The organism is Arthrobacter sp. CDRTa11, assembly GCF_026427775.1.
In the GTDB taxonomy this organism is placed as follows: Bacteria; Actinomycetota; Actinomycetes; order Actinomycetales; family Micrococcaceae; genus Arthrobacter.
On record NZ_CP044532.1, the window covers coordinates 2,805,687 to 2,825,489 of the forward strand.

At 64.3% G+C, this 19,803-nt stretch carries 18 protein-coding genes; 14 read left to right on the forward strand and 4 right to left on the reverse strand.

The window, feature by feature from the left end; translation table 11 throughout:
• Positions 1-35 precede the first annotated feature (35 nt).
• From F8G81_RS12540 to F8G81_RS12550, 3 genes are all read left to right on the forward strand, one after another.
• Positions 36-1,259: an inorganic phosphate transporter gene (locus F8G81_RS12540; RefSeq protein ID WP_323809184.1), complete on the forward strand. Its 1,224-nt coding sequence runs from the start codon at positions 36-38 to the stop codon at positions 1,257-1,259.
• Positions 1,256-1,477, forward strand: coding sequence for a hypothetical protein (locus F8G81_RS12545; protein ID WP_267275069.1), 222 nt, complete (start codon positions 1,256-1,258; stop codon positions 1,475-1,477). Before F8G81_RS12540 ends, F8G81_RS12545 begins: the two co-directional genes overlap by 4 nt.
• A 69-nt stretch (positions 1,478-1,546) precedes the next feature.
• Positions 1,547-2,110 (forward strand): dihydrofolate reductase family protein, encoded by a 564-nt coding sequence (locus F8G81_RS12550; RefSeq protein WP_267275070.1) that lies wholly within the window; start codon positions 1,547-1,549, stop codon positions 2,108-2,110.
• 22 nt (positions 2,111-2,132) lie between these two features.
• Here the strand turns inward: F8G81_RS12550 and F8G81_RS12555 are convergent, their stop codons facing one another.
• A complete protein-coding gene (locus F8G81_RS12555) occupies positions 2,133-2,606 on the reverse strand; it encodes a hotdog fold thioesterase (protein WP_267275071.1) in 474 nt (157 codons plus the stop codon).
• A gap of 214 nt (positions 2,607-2,820) precedes the next feature.
• Between F8G81_RS12555 and polA the strand changes: the two genes are divergently transcribed.
• The 4 genes from polA (at position 2,821) to F8G81_RS12575 (ending at position 7,643) form a co-directional block, all read left to right on the forward strand.
• Entirely contained in the window at positions 2,821-5,463 is a 2,643-nt protein-coding gene (polA, locus tag F8G81_RS12560) for a DNA polymerase I (protein ID WP_267279204.1), read from the forward strand.
• Between the two features lie 127 nt (positions 5,464-5,590).
• On the forward strand, positions 5,591-6,115 hold the full coding sequence (locus tag F8G81_RS12565) for a toxin-antitoxin system HicB family antitoxin (RefSeq protein ID WP_267275072.1): 525 nt from the start codon (positions 5,591-5,593) through the stop codon (positions 6,113-6,115).
• A 5-nt stretch (positions 6,116-6,120) separates the two neighbouring features.
• The gene (locus F8G81_RS12570) at positions 6,121-7,002 is read left to right on the forward strand and encodes a DUF4097 family beta strand repeat-containing protein (RefSeq protein WP_267275073.1); all 882 of its coding nucleotides are present in this window, start codon (positions 6,121-6,123) and stop codon (positions 7,000-7,002) included.
• A gap of 17 nt (positions 7,003-7,019) precedes the next feature.
• A complete protein-coding gene (locus tag F8G81_RS12575) occupies positions 7,020-7,643 on the forward strand; it encodes a DUF1349 domain-containing protein (protein ID WP_267275074.1) in 624 nt (207 codons plus the stop codon).
• 33 nt (positions 7,644-7,676) lie between these two features.
• Here F8G81_RS12575 and F8G81_RS12580 read toward each other — a convergent pair whose 3' ends face one another.
• Positions 7,677-8,228, reverse strand: a complete 552-nt coding sequence (locus F8G81_RS12580; RefSeq protein ID WP_323809185.1) for a VOC family protein — start codon at positions 8,226-8,228, stop codon at positions 7,677-7,679.
• A 53-nt stretch (positions 8,229-8,281) separates the two neighbouring features.
• Between F8G81_RS12580 and F8G81_RS12585 the strand changes: the two genes are divergently transcribed.
• The 3 genes from F8G81_RS12585 to rpsA all read left to right on the forward strand — a co-directional run bounded on the left by F8G81_RS12585 (position 8,282) and on the right by rpsA (position 12,197).
• Positions 8,282-9,085, forward strand: a complete 804-nt coding sequence (locus tag F8G81_RS12585; RefSeq protein ID WP_267275075.1) for a helix-turn-helix domain-containing protein — start codon at positions 8,282-8,284, stop codon at positions 9,083-9,085.
• Between the two features lie 53 nt (positions 9,086-9,138).
• Complete coding sequence (locus F8G81_RS12590; RefSeq protein WP_267275076.1) at positions 9,139-10,464, forward strand: GNAT family N-acetyltransferase; 1,326 nt, start codon at positions 9,139-9,141, stop codon at positions 10,462-10,464.
• 254 nt (positions 10,465-10,718) lie between these two features.
• A complete protein-coding gene (gene rpsA / locus F8G81_RS12595) occupies positions 10,719-12,197 on the forward strand; it encodes a 30S ribosomal protein S1 (protein ID WP_267275077.1) in 1,479 nt (492 codons plus the stop codon).
• Positions 12,198-12,327: 130 nt separating this feature from the next.
• On the opposite strand, the gene F8G81_RS12600 is transcribed toward rpsA, so the two are convergent.
• On the reverse strand, positions 12,328-12,828 hold the full coding sequence (locus tag F8G81_RS12600; protein WP_267275078.1) for a GNAT family N-acetyltransferase: 501 nt from the start codon (positions 12,826-12,828) through the stop codon (positions 12,328-12,330).
• Positions 12,812-13,501, reverse strand: coding sequence for an IMPACT family protein (locus F8G81_RS12605; protein ID WP_267275079.1), 690 nt, complete (start codon positions 13,499-13,501; stop codon positions 12,812-12,814). The genes F8G81_RS12600 and F8G81_RS12605 overlap by 17 nt, the downstream gene beginning before the upstream one ends.
• Before the next feature lie 104 nt (positions 13,502-13,605).
• Here F8G81_RS12605 and coaE point away from each other — a divergent pair, with 104 nt between their 5' ends.
• The 4 genes from coaE to F8G81_RS12625 all read left to right on the forward strand — a co-directional run bounded on the left by coaE (position 13,606) and on the right by F8G81_RS12625 (position 19,754).
• Entirely contained in the window at positions 13,606-14,838 is a 1,233-nt protein-coding gene (coaE, locus tag F8G81_RS12610) for a dephospho-CoA kinase (protein WP_267275080.1), read from the forward strand.
• A gap of 105 nt (positions 14,839-14,943) precedes the next feature.
• Positions 14,944-17,043, forward strand: a complete 2,100-nt coding sequence (uvrB, locus tag F8G81_RS12615) for an excinuclease ABC subunit UvrB (RefSeq protein ID WP_267275081.1) — start codon at positions 14,944-14,946, stop codon at positions 17,041-17,043.
• A 207-nt stretch (positions 17,044-17,250) separates the two neighbouring features.
• A complete protein-coding gene (locus F8G81_RS12620) occupies positions 17,251-18,279 on the forward strand; it encodes a TerC family protein (protein ID WP_267275082.1) in 1,029 nt (342 codons plus the stop codon).
• A 110-nt stretch (positions 18,280-18,389) separates the two neighbouring features.
• The gene (locus F8G81_RS12625; RefSeq protein ID WP_267275083.1) at positions 18,390-19,754 is read left to right on the forward strand and encodes an MFS transporter; all 1,365 of its coding nucleotides are present in this window, start codon (positions 18,390-18,392) and stop codon (positions 19,752-19,754) included.
• Positions 19,755-19,803: the final 49 nt, after the last annotated feature.

Here is a 19,803-nt window from a genome sequence, read left to right on the forward strand (position 1 = left end):
ACTGCTGAACGTCGACTCTGCAGATTGGGCAACAGGTGGATATCACCTTAATGGTGGCGCTGGTCATAGCACTGGCACTATTTTTCGACTTCACGAACGGCTTCCACGACACCGCCAACGCGATGGCCACGCCCATCGCCACCGGCGCAATCAAACCGAAGACTGCAGTGACTCTCGCGGCGATCCTGAACCTGGTGGGCGCATTCCTGTCAACGGAAGTGGCCAAGACAGTTTCCGGCGGCATCATCAGGGAAGGCTCCGACGGGATCCAGATCACTCCGGACATCATCTTCGCCGGTTTGATGGGTGCGATCCTGTGGAACATGATCACGTGGCTCAAAGGGCTTCCGTCCAGTTCATCCCATGCCCTGTTCGGCGGACTGATCGGCGCGGCCATCGCGGGCATCGGGTTCAACTCGATCAACCTCGAAAGCCTCATGCAGAAGGTCATCCTCCCGGCCATCTTTGCGCCACTCATCGCGGGCATTGTTGCCTACATCTGCACCCGCCTCGCCTACGCCATGACCTCACGCCATGATCCCGAGACCGGCAGCAAGCTGACGCAGAAGCGAGGCGGCTTCCGCAACGGACAGATCTTCACGTCCAGCCTGGTGGCGCTGGCTCACGGCACCAACGACGCCCAGAAGACCATGGGCATCATCACGCTGGTCCTGATTGCCGCCGGCACACAGGATCCAGGCTCGGGCCCCCAGTTCTGGGTTATTGCAGCCTGTGCTTTCGCCATTGCCATCGGAACCTACGCCGGGGGCTGGCGCATCATCAGGACCATGGGTTCCGGCCTCACCGAGGTCAAGCCGGCGCAGGGCTTCGCCGCCGAGACCAGCACCGCGTCGGCCATCCTGGCCTCCTCGCACCTGGGCTTCGCCTTGTCCACCACGCAGGTGGCCTCCGGTTCCGTCATCGGTTCGGGGATGGGCCGTAAAGGCACCACGGTCCGCTGGGGCATGGTGGGCAAGATCCTTGTCGGCTGGCTCTTCACCCTGCCGGCTGCAGGCATCGTGGGCGCGCTGACCGCCCTGCTCGTGAAGACGGGCGTCGTCGGTGTGGTGATCGCCGCCGTCGCCGGAACTGCTGCCGTGCTGTTTATGTTCTTCTATTCCCGCAAGTCCCATGTGGGCCACCACAATGCCGTGGAAGTCGAAGAAGCCGGGCAAGCCGTCCGCTTCGCCAAGAAGAAGAGCCTCGCCCGGGCCCAGGCCAGGGCGAAAGCCAACAATCCGAAGGATTCCGAGCAATGAAGTGGTTGGAACTGGTAACAGTAGGCGGCGCAACCCTCGTGTCCGCCGTGACAGTGGTGTTCCTGTACTCACTGGGTGTCCGCCTCACCGCCATTGCCGGTGATGCTGAGCAGTCCTCGCCCGGCATAAAGCGCTCCCTGGCATACGCCTGCTTCGGCCTCTGCGGCCTTGCTGTCCTGTTCGGGCTCTACCTGATCATTCCTTACTTCAGCAAGTAGTCCGGCCACAGTAGTCGCTGTGGAGCGTAGTCCCTGTGCAGGGCAGGAGCCGATGGCTAGGCTTGAGCCATGTCACGGATCCAGTATTTTGTTGCTTCGTCCCTTGACGGTTTTATCGCAACGTCCACCGATGACCTCGGCTGGCTCCTGCAGTTTGACGGTTTCGAGGGCGGCAAGGAAAGCTACGAGTCGTTCATGGACGGCGTGGGCTGCATTGTGATGGGCGGAGAAACGTTCGCCTGGCTGATGAAACACGAACCGGGAAACTGGCCCTATACCTCCACGCCCTCGTACGTTTTCACGCGCCACGAGTACGCTGCGCCGCCGGGAGCGGACGTCACCTTTATCCGGGGTGATGTCCGCGAATTTGTCCAGGACTTCAAGGACGACGCCCGCGGCAAGAACGTCTGGGTGGTGGGCGGCGGAAACCTTGCGGCACAGTTCGCCGAAACCGGCCTGCTGGACGAGCTCATCGTGTCCATCATCCCCGTGGTCCTGGGGAACGGAAAGCGGCTGCTGCCCCTTGAAGGCCCGACGCCGCCGCTTCAGTTAACAGATTCGCGCACCCTGGGGCGGGGAGTCGTGGAGCTTCGTTACGGCTTCAGCCCGGCCGCCCGGCCTGGCGGGGCATAGGGCGGGGGGACAGACACAGCAGTCAGCTGTCGTCGGGACCGTTGTCACGCAGCATGTTGGTGATCCGGGCGGTGGAAAGCCGCCGTCCCTTTTCGTCGGTCACCACGATCTGATGCGTTGTCAGCGTGCGGCCCAGGTGGATTGCGGTGCAGGTCCCGATGACGCTCCCGGAGGCAATGGAGCGGTGGTGGGTTGCACTGACCTCAATGCCCAGGGCCCGCCGCCCCGGCCCGGCGTGCATCCCGGCCGCAAAGGAGCCCAGGGTTTCCGCGAGGACCACGTGGGCGCCGCCGTGCAGGATGCCTGCCACCTGCGTATTGCCCTCCACTGGCATGGTGGCCACGGTCCGTTCGGGGCTCATCTCCAGGAAGTGGATCCCCATCTTCACCACCAGGGCGCCTACTCCGTACTCGGCAAGCCAGCCGTGAAGGTGTTCCGGGATGCCGGCTGCAACCAACTCATCAGTAAATGGGCCGGGCGTGAAATTGTCCATCATGGGAACTAGGCTGGCACCTGTGAGTGAAACTACCAAACCGGCCCCTTTCCCGTCCCAAACCTCTGACCTCCGGGACGATGCTGCCCTGCCCGCCGACGCTGCCTTGCAGGACGTGGTGGTTCCGCCGCCGGCCAGCCAATCGGTATCAGCCACGGTGGCTCCCGTCATCCCCATCACCGGCCAGCCGCGCCTGCTGGTTCTGGACGGGCACTCCATGGCGTTCCGGGCTTTCTTCGCCCTGCCGGCGGACAAGTTCTCCACGGCCAACGGACAGCACACCAACGCCATCCACGGCTTCACGTCCATGCTCATCAACCTGATCAAGGAACAGAAGCCCACCCACATCGCGGTCGCCTTCGACGTCTCCGATGACACCACCCACCGCAAGGCGGAGTACAGCGGATACAAGGGCGGCAGAAACGAAACGCCGCGGGAGATGAGCGGCCAGATCGACCTCATCGACAAGGTCATGGGTGCCTGGGGCATCAAGACCATCAAGATGCCCGGCTACGAAGCTGACGACATCCTGGCCACGCTTGCCGCCATGGGGGAGAAGGCCGGCTTCGAAGTACTTCTGGTAACAGGGGACCGGGACGCCTTCCAGCTCATCACGGACAACGTCTTTGTGCTCTACCCGCGGAAAGGCGTCAGCGACATCCCGCGCCTGGATGCTGCGGCCATCCAGGAGAAGTACTTTGTCACGCCTCCGCAATACTCGGACCTCGCCGCGCTGGTGGGGGAGTCCGCGGACAATCTTCCGGGCGTTCCGGGCGTGGGACCCAAGACCGCAGCCAAGTGGATCAACCTCTATGGCGGGCTCGAAGGAGTCCTGGAGCACCTGGACGCGATCGGCGGGAAGGTGGGCGACGCCCTCCGCGAAAACGTCGAGGACGTCAAGCGCAACCGGCGGCTGAACAGGCTTCACACCGACTTGGAACTGCCGCTGACGCTGGAGGACCTCGCCGAGCCGAGGCCTGACGAGGCCGCCCTGGAGCAACTCTTCGACGAACTCGAATTCAAGACCATCCGCGCCCGGCTGTTCGCCCTCTACGGCAGCGACGAAGTGGAGTCCGCGGAACGCGAGACCATCGACACCCCTGCCTTTGTCACCCCGGCGGACGCGGCAGGGCTGGCTGCGTTCCTCGCTGCAGGGGCCGGAAAACGCTCAGCCATCGCCGTTGACCTGGTACCGGGCCGTATCGGCGAAGACGCCGCAGCAGTGGCCATCGTCCGTGACGACGCCGCCGTCTACATCGACCTCGCCGCCCAGGACGCCGCAGCTGAAAACGTCCTCGCAGACTGGCTGCGGGATGACACCTCCGCCAAGGTCATGCATGGCTACAAGGCTGCCCTCAAGGCACTGTCCAGCCGTGGGCTGGGACTCTCAGGAGTAGTGGACGACACCTCCATCTCCGGGTACCTCATCCAGCCGGACCGCCGTACCTATGAACTCGCGGAACTGGCGCAGCACCACCTGAACATCAGCATCTCGCCGGAGACGGCCAAGGCGGGCCAGCTTGAACTGTCGTTCGACGGCGAGGATGCCGCCGCCGCGGATGCGCTGGTCAAGGTGGCCGCGGTGGTCCAGACCCTGAGCCGGCGTTTCGAGTCCGAGCTCAAGGAGCGCCAGGCCGAGGATCTGCTGTCCACCCTGGAGTTGCCCGTCAGCCGGGTCCTTGCCGACATGGAGCTCGCCGGGATAGCCATCGACATGCCCCACCTGGATGAACAGCTTGCTGATTTGGCGAAGGTCATCGATAACGCGCAGGAACTCGCCTTCGCCGCCATTGGCCACGAGGTCAACCTCGGTTCCCCCAAGCAGCTCCAGACTGTCCTCTTCGACGAACTCCAGCTGCCGAAGACCAAGAAGATCAAGTCCGGCTACACCACCGACGCCGCTTCCTTGAAGAACCTCCTGGAAAAGACGGGCCACGAGTTCCTGGTCCAGCTGATGGCGCACCGCGAGTCCGCGAAACTAAGCCAGATGCTCGAAACACTCAAGAAGTCCGTCACCGAGGATGGCCGCATCCATACCACCTACGCGCAGAACGTTGCCGCCACGGGTCGGATTTCGTCCAACAACCCCAACCTCCAGAACATCCCCATCCGCAGCGAGGAAGGCCGGCGCGTGCGCGGCATCTTCGTGGTCAGCGACGGCTACGAGTGCCTGCTCTCCGCTGACTACTCGCAGATCGAAATGCGGATCATGGCCCACCTGTCAGGAGATCCCGGACTGATTGCTGCGTACAAGGAAGGCGAAGATCTTCACCGTTTCGTTGGCTCGCACATTTTCCATGTTCCGCCGGCAGAAGTGACCAGCGCCATGCGTTCCAAGGTCAAGGCCATGTCCTACGGGCTTGCCTACGGACTGACGTCATTTGGGCTTTCCAAGCAGCTGGAAATTTCGGTAGACGAGGCCCGGAACCTGATGAAGGACTACTTCGACAGGTTCGGGGCCGTCCGTGACTACCTCCGCGGAGTGGTGGACCAGGCACGGGTCGATGGCTACACGGCCACCATTGAGGGCAGGCGCCGCTATTTGCCGGACCTCACCAGCACGGACCGGCAGCTGAGGGAAAACGCGGAGCGTATCGCATTGAACTCGCCCATCCAGGGCTCGGCAGCGGACATCATCAAGAGGGCGATGCTGGGCGTGCACGACGAACTGCAGGCCCAGGGACTCAAATCGCGCCTGCTCCTGCAGGTACACGATGAACTGGTGCTTGAGGTGGCCATTGGGGAGCGGGAAGTCGTGGAGAGGCTGGTCACCGAGCAGATGGGCTCCGCCGCCGATCTCACCGTGCCCTTGGAAGTGCAGATCGGTGTTGGCACCACCTGGTACGACGCCGGCCACTAGGAATCCCGCACTTCGTTAGGCGGTCTCGCCGGCCCTGCATACCCCCGGGATACAGGGCCGGCGATGTGCCGCCTGCTGGACGCCGGCCATCTTGACCGTGACGCCATTTTGACGCCATGATGACATCATGGAACTTCAAACGTATGTCAACAGCCTCCAGGAACAGTTGGCCAACGCCGCCGGCGCAGGCGGCGAGCAGACGCGTGAGGTGGCGCTCCGGCTCGCAGCGCCCCTGGAAACCGCTACTCGGCTTGTCCTGCTGGAAGCACTTGCGGCCGCCGCCGGGGAAATCACCGGGGAGCTCGCGCCAGGATCGGTGGAGGTGCGCCTGCGCGGCCGCAATCCCGAGTTCGTTGTTTCCCTTCCACCGGCCCGGACGGACTTCGACGATACCCCTCAGGAGTTCCCTGTCACTGAACCCCAGCCGGCCTTGCCAGGGGAGGGGGACGAGGGCGGGACGTCCCGGTTTACGCTGCGCCTGCCGGAACACCTAAAGCAGCGCATAGAGGCTGCGGCGGCAGCGGAGAAACTCTCTGTCAACTCGTGGCTGGTCCGCTCTCTTGCGGCTTCTTTGGAGCATCCCGGCCCATCCCCCCGGGGCAGTAAGAAAAGGTCCTCCGAGGGGCGCAGCTACAGCGGTTGGGTGCTGTGAGTTCCATGTTTGATTTCGGAACCCCGGAACCCATTTCCGTCACCATCGAGTTGAACCTCGGAGACGTCCGGATTAAAGCGAGCGACCGCAGCGACACCGTTGTTGACGTGCAGCCCACGGATGAAACAAAGGCCTCGGACATCCGGGCGGCCGAGCAAACGAGGGTGGAGTTTTCCCATGGCCGGCTCGTCGTCAAGGGGTCCAGTGACTGGAGGCGGTATGCCATTTTCACTGGAAACGGATCCGTTGACGTCACCATCAGCCTTCCCTCCCGTTCCGACCTCCGGGCAGAGGCAGGAATGGGCAAGTTCGAGTGCCAGGGGGAACTGGGCCGGTGTTCGCTCAAAACCGGCATGGGCAGGATCCGCCTGGACCGGACCGCTTCCGTCAAGGCTGAGACCGGCTACGGGGACGTCACGCTGGAAGGTGCCGCCGGCGACGTCGAGATCAAAACCGGGTCCGGCGAGATCAGTGCCCGCCGTATTGATGGCGCCGCCCACATCAAGAGCTCAGACGGGCACGTCTATATCGGCTGGGTGGCCGGCGATGTCCAGGTCAAGGCTGCCAACGGCAAAATTTCCATTGGCCAGGCGCAAGGGTCCGTCACAGCCAAGTCCGCCAACGGCAGGATCCGGGTTGGCGGAGTGGCGCGCGGCTCCGTCCTGCTGGAAACGGCGATGGGCGACGTTCGCGTAGGCGTCCAGGAAGGAACTGCGGCCTGGCTCGACGTCAGCACCCAGTACGGAAGGGTGATCAATTCCCTGAACGCCGCCGACGGCCCTGGCGGGCAGAAGGAGACGGTGGAGATCCGCGCCCGGACCTCCTACGGCGACGTCGAAATCCAGCGTTCGCTCGACCCAATCCACGGGACGGCAAACCACGGGTGATGAGTAGGGTTGATGTTGTGAACAGAACGCGCGGAATCCAGATCGGGTCACTTCCCTTCCCCCTGGTCAGTGAAGGCCCGCCGGCTCTGGTTGGCCCGCTCCTTGAGGGGGAGAGGCTGGTCCTGACGGCGGACGCCGGCGCGGATATGTTCCTTGACCCCGGCGGAGATCCGGGCACGTCCGATGCTGAACGCTTCGTCTGGCCCGTCACGGGTGACTTTCGGTTCAGCGCCTTCGTCAGCCCCGTGTTTGTCTCTGATTTCGACTCCGGCGTGCTGCTTGGCTACGTCGATCCACTGCATTGGTTCAAAGTCTGCGCGGAGCTGGATCCCAGCGGGACCACCAGGGTGGTGTCGGTTGTCACCCGGAACGGCACGTCCGACGACTGTGACAGCTGGCCAATCGACGGATCGGGCACCTACCTGCGGATTTCCCGCCTCGGCCAGGCTTTCGCGCTGCACGCGTCCATCGACGGCGAATGGTGGAACATGGTGCGCTACTTCAGCATGGGCGAGCCTGCACCTGATGCCGTCAAAATCGGATTCGCGGCGCAGTCCCCTTCCGGGGAGGGAACGACGGCGACATTCAGCGAGGTCAGGTTCGATACCCAGCGGCTGGCCGAAGTAAGGGACGGCACCTAGCCGCGCCCGCCTGGCAGGCACCTCCCGCAAACGTCAGCTGGAACTTTGCTGGCCGGCCCACTCCTGCACGCGCCGTTTGCTCTCCTCGGGTGACAGGTCGATGACTCTGGTCATGACGGACCAACGGACGCCAAAGGGATCAAGGATCGAGGCGAACCTGTCACCGGTCACAAAGGTCATCGCGGGTTCACGGACAGTGGCTCCCAGCGAGATCGCCAGACGAACAGCCTCGTCCGTATCAGGCACATACACGGCCAGCGAAAATGACGATCCTGCGCCCAGAGTGGGCGCGGCCAGCTGATATTCCTCCAGCGGATCACTCAACGTCAGCAGCCCGGATCCAAAATCCAGCACGGCATGGGCCATGAGGTCTCCGCCGGGAAAGCGCGTAGTGTCCAGCACACGGGCCCCGAACACAGTTTCGTAGAATGCGAGGGCCTCTGCTGCAGGATCGACCACCAGGTGGGGGGTCAGCGAAGTGCTTCCGTGAGGAATGCCGCCGGTGGTGTAGGTTCCGGTCACAGCCTCGGTCGGATCAGGGGTGTCCAGGTGTTTCTGTGAAGGTGCTTTTTCCATACCGTCCATGGTGCGCAGTGTCCGGCACCGCCGTCTTGTACTTTTGCGACAAAAGGAGCGTTGTGCCAGTTTCCAAAGGCCATCTGAACCCGGGCTCACCGGATGTGGCTTTTGACCGGTTCGAGCTCGGCCCGGGGCTCGCTGAACTGGTGCGCCACGTCTGGGTGGTCCGGTGGGAAATTCCGGCCGGACAGGTACGTGCCCAGCGTGTCCTGACGTACCCGGCTTTCAACGCGGTATTCGACGCCGGTTCTGCAAGGTTGTTTGGGCCGTCGTCCCGCGTCCAGGTACAGGAACTTGCCGGGACGTCCTGGGCTGTCGGCGTCCTCTTCCGCCCGGCGGCCGCGCGGATCCTCTCCGGGACGGAGCCCGCATTGGTACCAGCATCCGGGGAGCGCCTGCAGGATGCCCCTGTTCAGGCAGTGGCCGCCCTCATGAACGAATCGCCGCGAGCCAGTGGGGCCCGCCTCGCGCTGGTCGGAACCCTCAGAAGCTGGCTCTTGCCCTTCATTTCGCTTCTGGACCACAGGGCCTCGCTCGTCAATGCTGTGTGCGAACTGGCCGAAAATGATGACGGAATCCTGCGTTCCTCGGATCTTGCGGAGAGGGTCAACGTGCCGCCCCGGTCCCTTGAGCGGTTGGTGTACTCCCATCTGGGTGTCTCGCCCAAATGGCTCATTGAGTGCCGCCGCCTCCAACATGCGGCCACTGTCCTGTTTGCTGAACCGTCCACCTCGCTGACCGGACTTGCTGCCTCGCTCGGCTACACGGACTACCCGCATTTCTCCCGCAGCTACAAAAGCGTCATCGGAGAAACTCCCCGGGCAACCCGCGAACTGGGTGAGGCGCAGCGCCGGGACGCCTGACGAACCGGCCGCAGGGGGCGTCGGCGACACGACAGGGGAGCACTGGCCAGACGATGGATTTATTGGCTAGGCTCGGCGGTGTGGATGATCTGAGTGGGGACTATGAAATCCGGCGTTTTGGTGCGGCAACCAAGGGCGAGCAGGGCTATGCCGAGGCTGAATCGTGGATCAGGGCTGTGGCCTTCGGTTTCCATGAGCCCGCGCGCGAGCCGGAGCGGATAGCCAGGTCCCTTGAGAGCTACCGGGCAGACCAGCGCGTCCTCACCGGGGCTTACCAGACCCGGGACGTTGCGGCGGGGTCGCTGCCGGCAGACGTTCCCGTCGCCACCTTCGCTACTCTTCGCAAGACGCTCAACATTGGCTTCGGCCGCCAGTTGGAGACGCAGATGGTCACCGCGGTCACGGTGCGGACGTCCCACCGGCGCCGGGGCCTGTTGCGCCGGATGATGTCAGAAGACCTGGCGATGGCGCGGCGGGACGGCATGGCCATGGCTGCCCTGACGGCATCCGAGGGGTCGATCTATGGACGGTTCGGTTACGGAGTAGCCAGCTTCGAACGCAGCGTGAAAGTGGACACCACCGCCAGGTTCAGGCTCAACCACCAGCCCGTGGGCTACGTTGAAGTCGCCGAACCGAAGGTGCTGCTGGACCTGGCTCCCCAGGTCTTCGACAAGGTGCACCGGTTGACTCCGGGCTCTATGGGCCGCCAGGACTGGTACCGCCTCCTGGCGTCGGGTTCCGTCGGCCCGGACGGCAAGGAGGATCCCGCCATCAAAGTGGCCCTGCACTACGGGCCGCACGGAGCCGTTGACGGGTACGTGTCCTACAAGTTCCTGGGGTGGGAGAAAGAGCCCTACACCATGGAGATAGTGGACCTTGTTGCCGCCAGCAATGAGGCCTATCTGGAACTGTGGCAGTTCCTCGGTGCCATCGACCTGGTGGAGCGGGTGACGTGGGAAGAAGCCCCGCTGGACGACCCGCTCACATGGGCCCTGAACGACCCCCGCTGCATCGACTCCTCGAACAGCAGGGACATGCTGTGGCTCAGGATCCTGGACGTCCGGAAAGCACTGGAGGCGCGGTACTTTCCTGTGGACGGCCGGCTGGTCCTGGAAGTCCTGGATCCGCTGGGGCTCACCGCAGGAACCTTTGCCCTGGAAGTTACCGGCGGCGAGGCCGCCGTCGTTCCTTGGGAAACACCGGGCCAGGCTGATCTGACGTTGGACGTGTCAGCGCTGTCTTCGATCTATCTGGGGGCTGTCTGCCCGGTGACCCTGACTGCGGCGGGCCGGATCCGCGAGAACACCAAGGGCGCAGCGTTCCAGGCCCGGCAGATGTTCACCGTGGAGCGGCCCACGCACTGCCTCACCCACTTCTGACGCCTGGCCATGGACTGGCAAGCCTTGCGTGCGTTCGTGAGACTTGCCGGCGCCCGCGGTGCCCGCGCTTTGACCAGCCTTGGCCACTGCGACTAGAATAAACGGGCGTGTACTACGTGCACGTATCTAGAATCCACAAAATCAGGATGACCCGGCAGGTCTGTGTGATCTGCCGAAACCTGCGCCTGCGTTCCATAACGCGGGCGCGGTGGTTTGCCTGACCGACTTACTATCCACAACGGAGCCCCTACTACATGACCATCACCTCCACCGAGAAGCCCGGTACCCCCGTAGTCGCTATTAACGACATCGGTACCGCTGAGGACTTCCTCGCAGCAGTCGACGCCACCATCAAGTACTTCAACGACGGAGACCTCGTCGAAGGTACCGTCGTCAAGGTCGACCGCGATGAAGTTCTGCTCGACATCGGTTACAAGACCGAAGGTGTCATCCCCTCCCGCGAGCTTTCCATCAAGCACGATGTTGATCCCGGAGACGTTGTCTCCGTTGGCGATCAGGTCGAAGCCCTGGTGCTCACCAAGGAAGACAAAGAAGGCCGCCTGATCCTCTCCAAGAAGCGCGCTCAGTACGAGCGTGCCTGGGGCGACATCGAGAAGGTCAAGGAAGAAGACGGTGTTGTCACCGGTACCGTCATCGAGGTTGTCAAGGGTGGTCTTATCCTCGACATCGGTCTGCGCGGCTTCCTGCCCGCATCCCTCGTCGAGATGCGCCGTGTGCGCGACCTTGCTCCGTACATCGGTCAGCAGATCGAAGCCAAGATCATCGAGCTGGACAAGAACCGCAACAACGTTGTGCTGTCCCGCCGTGCATGGCTCGAGCAGACCCAGTCCGAGGTCCGCTCCACGTTCCTCAACAAGCTGGAAAAGGGCCAGGTCCGTCCCGGCGTCGTTTCCTCCATCGTCAACTTCGGTGCCTTCGTGGACCTGGGCGGCGTAGACGGTCTCGTCCACGTTTCCGAGCTGTCCTGGAAGCACATCGACCACCCGTCAGAGGTTGTCGAAGTTGGCCAGGAAGTCACCGTCGAGGTCCTCGAGGTCGACTTGGACCGCGAGCGTGTTTCCCTGTCGCTCAAGGCTACGCAGGAAGATCCGTGGCAGACCTTCGCCCGCACCCACGCCCTCGGCCAGGTTGTTCCGGGCAAGGTCACCAAGCTGGTTCCGTTCGGTGCGTTCGTCCGCGTCGAAGATGGCATCGAAGGCCTGGTTCACATCTCCGAGCTCGCCGTGCGCCACGTTGAGCTGGCTGAGCAGGTTGTCTCCGTTGGTGACGAGCTGTTCGTCAAGGTCATCGACATCGACCTCGAGCGCCGCCGGATCTCCCTCTCCCTCAAGCAGGCCAACGAGGGCGTCGACGCCGAAAGCACCGAATTCGATCCTGCTCTGTACGGCATGGCCGCTGAGTACGACGAAGAGGGCAACTACAAGTACCCGGAGGGCTTCGACCCGGAGTCCAACGAGTGGCTTGAAGGCTACGAGAACCAGCGCTCTGCCTGGGAGCAGCAGTACGCTGACGCCCAGACCCGCTGGGAAGCACACAAGAAGCAGGTTGCCCAGCACGCTGCCGACGATGCTGCAGCTGCAACGTCCGGTGAGAGCGACTCCGGCACCACCAGCTACTCCTCGGAGCCGGCTGCTGAGTCCAACACCGGAGCCGGCACGCTGGCTTCGGACGAGGCTCTTGCCGCTCTGCGCGAGAAGCTGACCGGCAACTAATTGCCACCGGCCCGGGCTTCCCGGGCTGACACAGTGGGCCCCTGCGAAAGCAGGGGCCCACTGTGTTTAACACGCCATCTGACTGGCAGCTAACGCTGTCAAACGTGCGTTTCGGTGCGTTTGCTGCGAGTCAGTCGGGAAGTTCGACGGCGGCACTCACCGCGCCGCCGTCGTCGAACGTCAGCAAGGCCCCCGCCGCCGTGAGGAGGCGCTGGGCGCCAATGTTGGCGCCCGTGGTGGTGGCGGTCACCCGTTGCAGGCCGGCCCGCCGGGCCTCCGCCAGGACCAGGGTCAACGCGGCTTTTCCGATGCCGGAGCCGCGCCAGCTGCGGCCCAGCCAGATGCCGGTTTCCGCCGTTGCCGGCCCCGTCCGCTTCAGCCTGATGGAACCGGCGGCGCCGCCGTCGCACAGCACAGCCCACGACTTCTCCTGCGCCGCCCCGTCAAGGCCTGCGGACGAGGCCCGGTGGTAAGCGTGGAACCAGTCAATCCGCTCAGCGTTCCAGCCCGGGCCGGAGCCAAGCGGGGGTGTGACCTCGTCGGGCGAGGCATCGGTCATGGCCAGCGCCATGAGCTGATCCAGCATGGCCTCATCGACGTCTGCCAGCCGGACGTCAGGGGAGCGGGACATCAATCCACTCCGTTCCACCGGGCCTGAGCGTGGCCTTCCCGGCAGTGAGCGACAAGACGCGGTCCGTAGCCGCGGCGATGTCCGCCGGCTCATCGGGGATGGCCAGCCGCAGGATCGTGTCCTGTGCGCCATACCCCGTTTCCGCCATCACGAACCCGGCCGCCCGCAGGTCATTCTCCAGCCGGCCGGCGGCGGCGTGCGGCACGGACGATTCACAGATCCGCAGCCGGCAGCGGCGCACCAGCGGGGCCCGCTCCAGAGCCGCGGACACTGACTCCGAGTACGCCCGAACCAGGCCCCCGGCGCCCAGCAGAATACCGCCAAAATAGCGCACGACGACGGCGCTCACGTCGCTGAGGTCCGTCACCCCCGGCGTCGTTTCCCTTTTGACAAGGGCCTCAAGCATGGGGGTACCGGCCGTGCCGGAGGGTTCGCCGTCGTCGTTTGAACGCTGAACATCGCGGTCCGGCCCCAGGACAAAAGCGGAACAGTGGTGGCGGGCGTCGTGGAACTCCCGGCGCAGTCCGGATACCAGGTCCTTCGCGGCCTCTTCGGTAGCGGTGCGGCGCAGCACAGTGATGAAGCGGGACCGCTTGAGCTCGATCTCGTGCCGGAAATCCGTTCCTGCGGCAAGCGTGGTGTAGGCGGTGGTCCGGCTTTCTTGCTCTTGCACCGCCCCAGTCTAGGCCCCGCCGCCCCCAGTCCAGGCCCGCCGCCCCCCGGCGGCGTGGGCCCATTACGGCATCAGACCTGGACGCCGGGTACTAATGTGGTTGCGTGCTGAAAATCGGTTTGACGGGCGGCATCGCCTCCGGGAAGTCAGTGGTCGCCTCCCGCCTCGCCCATCTTGGGGCGGTGCTGGTTGACGCTGACGCCCTGGCGCGGGAGGTGCTGGAGCCAGGCACGCCGGGACTGGCCGCCGTCGTTGAGGCCTTCGGCAGTGGAATGTTGGACGGCGGGGGCCGGCTGGATCGGGCGAAGCTTGGTGCCGTGGTCTTCGGCAACCCGGAGCGGTTGGCTGTACTGAACGGCATCGTCCATCCGTTGGTGCGCCAGGCGGCGGCGGGCATCGTGGCGGCCGCTCCTTTCGGTGCCGTGGTGGTCCAGGACATTCCGCTGCTGGTGGAGACCGGCCAGGGGAGTGACTTCCACCTGGTTGTGGTGGTGGACGCCCCGGACGAGGTCCGGATCCGGCGGATGCTGGACCACCGCCGGATGACCTCCGAGGAAGCGCAGTCACGGATGGCCGCGCAGGCTTCGCGCGATGAACGGCTCGCCGCTGCCGATGTGGTGCTGGACAACTCCGGCTCCATGGACGGACTGCTGGCGCAGGTGGATGCGCTCTGGGCGGAGCGGCTGGCCCCGTTCGCCCGCAATCTCCTGGCGCAGACGCCCGCTGACCGCCCTGGCGGACCGGTCCTGCACGCAGCTAGCTCGGAGTGGCCCCGGACCGCGGAACGGCTGATCACCAGGATCCTCGCCGCGCTCCGGAAGGACGCGCCTGACGGAGAGCCTGCGGTGCTCGGTCTCGACCACGTCGGCTCAACGTCAGTCCCCGGCCTGGACGCCAAGGATGTTCTTGACCTGCAGCTGACAGTACCGGCGTTGTCTGCGGCGGCGCCGCTGGAGCCCGCCCTGGCCGCCGCCGGATATCCCCGCGTGCACGCCATCACGGCGGATACGCCCAAGCCAACTTTGCCGGACACCACTGCGTGGGCGAAACGCCTACACGCCAGCGCCGACCCCGGCCGGGCCGTCAACCTTCATATCAGGGCCGCCGGGTCTGCCGGCTGGCGCTTCGCCCTCTGTTTCCGGGACTGGCTGCGGGCCGATCCGGACACTGCGGCGGATTATCTCGCCCTGAAGCGCCGCCTTGCGGAGCTTCACGCCACCGACCCCTCTACGGCCGCCTACGCCGCTGCCAAGGAGGCCTGGTTCGCCGCGGCGGAAGAGCCGATGGAGCAGTGGGCCAAGCGCTCGGGGTGGGTCCCGCCGTCGTACCCGTCCTGACCGCTCACCGGCACGGCCGGTTTCCGTCCGTACGCCGTCCCTACGCTGTGTTCGCCGGTAACTGATCGGGCTGTCACTGTCGGTCCCCGGTTGTAGATTAGATGCATGAGCCTTGCCCAGGAGATCAACCGTGTCGTAGCGCCGTTTGAAGTCATCAGCGAGTTCCAGCCGGCGGGTGACCAGCCTGCCGCCATCGCCGAGTTGACCGAGCGCATCAAGAACGGTGAAAAGGACGTGGTCCTGCTCGGCGCCACCGGTACAGGAAAGAGCGCCACCACGGCCTGGCTTATCGAACAGGTCCAGCGCCCCACCCTGGTGATGGTGCAGAACAAGACTCTTGCCGCCCAGCTCGCCAACGAGTTCCGGGAGCTGCTGCCCAACAACGCGGTGGAGTACTTCGTCTCCTACTACGACTACTACCAGCCTGAGGCATACGTAGCCCAGACGGACACCTTCATCGAGAAGGACTCCTCCATCAACGAGGAAGTTGAACGGCTCCGACACTCGGCCACGAACGCCCTCCTGACCCGCCGGGACGTGATCGTTGTCGCCACGGTGTCCTGTATATATGGCCTCGGCACCCCGGAGGAATACATCGCCGGTATGGTCACGCTCCGCAAGGGGGCGCAGATGAATCGCGATGACCTGCTGCGGAAGTTCGTCGCGATGCAGTACGCCCGAAACGACATGGACTTCCACCGCGGCACATTCCGTGTCCGTGGCGACACCGTGGAGATCATCCCGATGTATGAGGAACTGGCCATCCGGATCGAATTCTTCGGAGACGAGATTGAGAACATCCACACTCTCCATCCGCTGACCGGCGAAACCATCCGGGACGAAGACGAAATGTACGTCTTCCCGGCCTCGCACTATGTGGCCGGTCCCGAGCGGATGGCCCGGGCCATCAAACGGATCGAGGATGAACTCGCCGAGCGCCTGCAGGTCCTGGAAAGCCAGAACAAGCTGGTGGAAGCCCAACGGCTCCGGATGCGCACCACCTACGATCTTGAAATGATGCAGCAGATGGGCTTCTGCAACGGGATCGAGAACTACTCATCGCACATTGACGGCCGGGCCCGCGGGACCGCACCGCACTGCCTCATCGACTACTTCCCGGACGACTTTCTCCTGGTGATCGACGAATCGCATGTCACCGTGCCACAGATCGGCGCCATGTACGAAGGCGACATGTCGCGTAAGCGGAACCTCGTGGACTTCGGCTTCCGCTTGCCCTCGGCCATGGACAACCGTCCGCTCAAATGGGACGAATTCCTCGAACGGGTAGGCCAGACCGTCTACTTGTCGGCCACTCCCGGCAAGTACGAACTAGGCAAGGCTGACGGTTTTGTGCAACAGATCATCCGGCCCACCGGGCTGATCGACCCCGAAGTAGTGGTCAAGCCCACGAAGGGCCAAATCGATGACCTGCTCAGCGAGATCAAGACACGGACGTCGAAGAACGAACGCATCCTGGTCACCACGCTGACCAAGCGCATGGCCGAGGATCTTACCGAATACCTGCTGGGCCACGGCATCAAGGTTGAGTACCTGCACTCCGATGTGGACACCCTGCGGCGCGTTGAGCTGCTGCGGGAACTCCGGATGGGTGTCTTCGACGTTTTGGTGGGCATCAACCTGCTCCGCGAGGGCCTGGACCTGCCCGAGGTTTCGCTGGTGAGCATCCTGGATGCGGACAAGGAAGGCTTCCTGCGGTCCTCCACTTCGCTTATCCAGACCATCGGCCGCGCTGCCCGCAACGTGTCGGGCCAGGTCCACATGTACGCCGACCGCATCACCGACTCCATGGCCCACGCCATCGACGAGACCAACCGGCGCCGCGCCATCCAGGTGGCCTACAACACGGAGAAGGGCATCGATCCTCAGCCGCTCCGGAAGAAGATTGCCGACATCACGGACCAGCTCGCCAAGGAAGACGCCGACACCCAGGAACTGCTCAGCAACAACCGGCTGGCCAAGGGCGCGAAACGGGGGAAGTCCGCAGCGAAGGGTGCCGCCCAGGTCCGTGCAGACGGCCTGGCAGCGGCTCCGGCCGAGGACCTGGTGGGCCTGATCGAACAGCTCACCGAACAGATGCATGGCGCAGCCGCCGAACTTCAGTTCGAAGTGGCCGCCCGGATCCGTGATGAGGTCAGCGACCTGAAGAAGGAGCTACGCCAAATGCAGGCCGCCGGGCACGCCTGAACCGCCGCCCCGGGGAACGCGGGGAGCGCACACCATCGGTGCTGGTACAGTTAACGTCACGTAGGGGAGTATCCCGAGCGCTACGATCGTCAACACGCCAGGCACAGTTGCCCGGCCGGGCGTAGCGGGCCGCCGTTTCAGCACCAAGTGCACAGGCTGCCGGAGAGACTTACACCGCTTCTTTGTACCCTACGAAAGGTATCCCCTGTGCTCGAACTTCCCGTCTGGTTCGAAGTCGGCTCATTCGTCGTCCTCGGCCTCATCCTCGCCTTTGACCTTCTACTGGTGCTCCGCCGCCCCCACGAGCCTTCCATGAAGGAAGCCGGACTGTGGGTGGCTTTTTACGTGGCCCTGGCCATGGTCTTTGCGGGCGCCATGTTCCTGTTCACCGGCCCGGAGTATGGCGGGCAGTTCATTGCCGGCTGGGTCACTGAATACAGCCTCAGCATCGACAACCTGTTTGTCTTCATCATCATCATGGCCCGCTTCTCGGTCCCGCGTAAGTACCAGCAGGAAGTGCTGATGGTGGGCATCATCATCGCGCTGGTGCTCCGCGGCATCTTCATCCTGCTCGGCGCCATGGTCATCGAACAGTTCAGCTGGGTCTTCTACATCTTCGGCGCGTTCCTGCTGTGGACCGCCTGGAAGCAGGCCCAGGATGAGGGCGAAGACGAAGAGGACCGGGAAAACCCGATCATCGAGAAGCTCCGCAAGGTTATTCCGATGTCCGAGAAGTTCGACGGCGGCAAGCTGCGCACGGTGGTGGACGGCAAAAAGGTCTTCACCCCGATGCTCATCGTTTTCGTCACCATCGGCATGACCGACCTCCTCTTCGCAGTCGACTCGATCCCCGCAATCTTCGGCCTGACCCAGAGCGCATTCATTGTCTTCACGGCGAACATCTTCGCGCTGATGGGCCTCCGCCAGCTGTACTTCCTGCTGGGCGGACTGATGAACCGGCTGATCTACCTCAAGCACGCGCTCTCAGTCATCCTCGCCTTCATCGGCGTCAAGCTGGTCCTGCACGCGATGCACGTCAACGAACTCCCGTTCATCAACGGCGGCCACCACATCGAATGGGCTCCCGAGATCCCGACATACGTGTCCCTGGGCGTCATCATTGGCACCATCGTCATCGCCGTTATCGCCAGCCTGGTGAGCTCCAAGGCCCAGCAGTCCAAGCTGGATCCCCGCCTCGAGGAAGATGCCAAGAAGAGCCTCAGCGACGTCGAGTAACAGCTCCGGCATTCTGCCAATTTGTACGGACAACCCCGGCCGCCTGCGGCCGGGGTTGTCGTTTTAACTTGCCTCTGTCTGACCCGCGGGGCCGGTACTATGCTCAGACCATGGCCCGCACCCTGAACACCGAAATCGGAGTGCGCCAGGTGCAACGGCGCACTGTGGCGCTGCTGAGCGCGGCCCAAGTCCTGGGCGGCATTGGAACGGGAGCAACGGTATCCGTCGGGTCCCTCCTTGCCGTGGACCTGTCGGGCTCCACTGCCTGGGCAGGGGCAGTGGCCACGATCATGACTCTGGGCGCTGCGCTGGTGGCGCTTCCCCTTGCTTCGCTGGCTGACCGCCGGGGGCGGCGGGTTGGCCAGGTCGCGGGGCTGTCTGCCGCCGTCGTGGGTGCTTTCCTGATCGTACTGTCGGTTGTCACCGGGCTTTTCTTCCTCCTGTTGATCGGGGCAGCCGGAATCGGTGTGGGTGCAGCCGCCAGCCTCCAGGCACGCTTTGCCGCTGTTGACCTCGCCGAAGCCGAACACCGGGGCCGGGCGTTGTCGGCAGTGGTATGGGCGGTCACTGTGGGTGCGGTGGCCGGACCAAACCTGATTCAGCCTGGAGCCGTCGTCGGACAGGCCCTGGGCCTGCCCTCGATGGCTGGTCCGTTCGTAATCTCCGGTGCCGGTCTGGTGTTGGCCACCGCCCTGCTTTTTGCCGGGCTTAGACCAGACCCCCTCCTGCTCGCACGGGAGCTCGCCGCCCGCCAGGCGGACGGAGCTGGCGCCGGCACGCCGCAGCCGCCGGGAAACCTGCAGGCGGCTGCGCCCCGGCCTGGCTTCGGAAGTTCACTCGTCCGCGGGCTGCGCGCGATTCGGCAGTCCAGGGCGGCCGTCCTGGCCCTGGCAGCTGTTGTGGGAGCCCACGCCATCATGGTGGGCGTCATGTCCATGACGCCGCTGCATCTGCAGGAACTGGTGGCAGGGCCGGGCGCGTCCCACGCCGGCCACACTGCCTCGGGCGACGTCCTGGTCATTATAGGCTTCACGATCTCCCTTCATATCGCCGGAATGTTTGCCCTGTCACCGGTCATGGGCTTGCTGACAGATAAGGCAGGCCGGACCGAGACCATCATCCTGGGGTTCATCACGCTCATGGTTGCTGTAGCCGTTGCCGGGTTCGGGCAGGCCTCCACGGCTGCCGTGGCCACCGGGCTGGTCCTGCTGGGAATAGGCTGGTCCGCGTCGACCATCGCCGGTTCCACCCTGCTGGCCGAAAGCGTGGGCCAGGAATCACGGGTTGTTGTCCAAGGCGTTTCCGACATGATGATGGGGATCGCCGGAGCGGTCGGCGGGGCCACCTCCGGGCTCATCCTCAGCTGGACGGGCTACCTCGGGCTGAACCTTGCCGGCGGCCTGGTGGGGGCGGCCGTCCTGGCGGCGGCCCTGGTGACACTTGTGGCACACCGCCGTCAGCCACTGGCCGGTTAAGCTGCTATGCCTGGCAGACGGCCGACGAGCCTCAGCGAAGCCTTGTAAT

Bases quoted from the DNA above. Each gene is read 5' to 3' on its own strand.
- F8G81_RS12545 (WP_267275069.1), top strand. From the start codon at position 1,256: ATGAAGTGGTTGGAACTGGTAACAGTAGGCGGCGCAACCCTCGTGTCC.
- F8G81_RS12550 (WP_267275070.1), top strand. From the start codon at position 1,547: ATGTCACGGATCCAGTATTTTGTTGCTTCGTCCCTTGACGGTTTTATC.
- F8G81_RS12555 (WP_267275071.1), bottom strand. From the start codon at position 2,606: ATGATGGACAATTTCACGCCCGGCCCATTTACTGATGAGTTGGTTGCA.
- polA (WP_267279204.1), top strand. From the start codon at position 2,821: ATGGCGTTCCGGGCTTTCTTCGCCCTGCCGGCGGACAAGTTCTCCACG.
- F8G81_RS12565 (WP_267275072.1), top strand. From the start codon at position 5,591: ATGGAACTTCAAACGTATGTCAACAGCCTCCAGGAACAGTTGGCCAAC.
- F8G81_RS12570 (WP_267275073.1), top strand. From the start codon at position 6,121: ATGTTTGATTTCGGAACCCCGGAACCCATTTCCGTCACCATCGAGTTG.
- F8G81_RS12580 (WP_323809185.1), bottom strand. From the start codon at position 8,228: ATGGACGGTATGGAAAAAGCACCTTCACAGAAACACCTGGACACCCCT.
- F8G81_RS12590 (WP_267275076.1), top strand. From the start codon at position 9,139: ATGGATTTATTGGCTAGGCTCGGCGGTGTGGATGATCTGAGTGGGGAC.
- rpsA (WP_267275077.1), top strand. From the start codon at position 10,719: ATGACCATCACCTCCACCGAGAAGCCCGGTACCCCCGTAGTCGCTATT.
- F8G81_RS12600 (WP_267275078.1), bottom strand. From the start codon at position 12,828: ATGTCCCGCTCCCCTGACGTCCGGCTGGCAGACGTCGATGAGGCCATG.
- uvrB (WP_267275081.1), top strand. From the start codon at position 14,944: ATGAGCCTTGCCCAGGAGATCAACCGTGTCGTAGCGCCGTTTGAAGTC.
- F8G81_RS12625 (WP_267275083.1), top strand. From the start codon at position 18,390: ATGGCCCGCACCCTGAACACCGAAATCGGAGTGCGCCAGGTGCAACGG.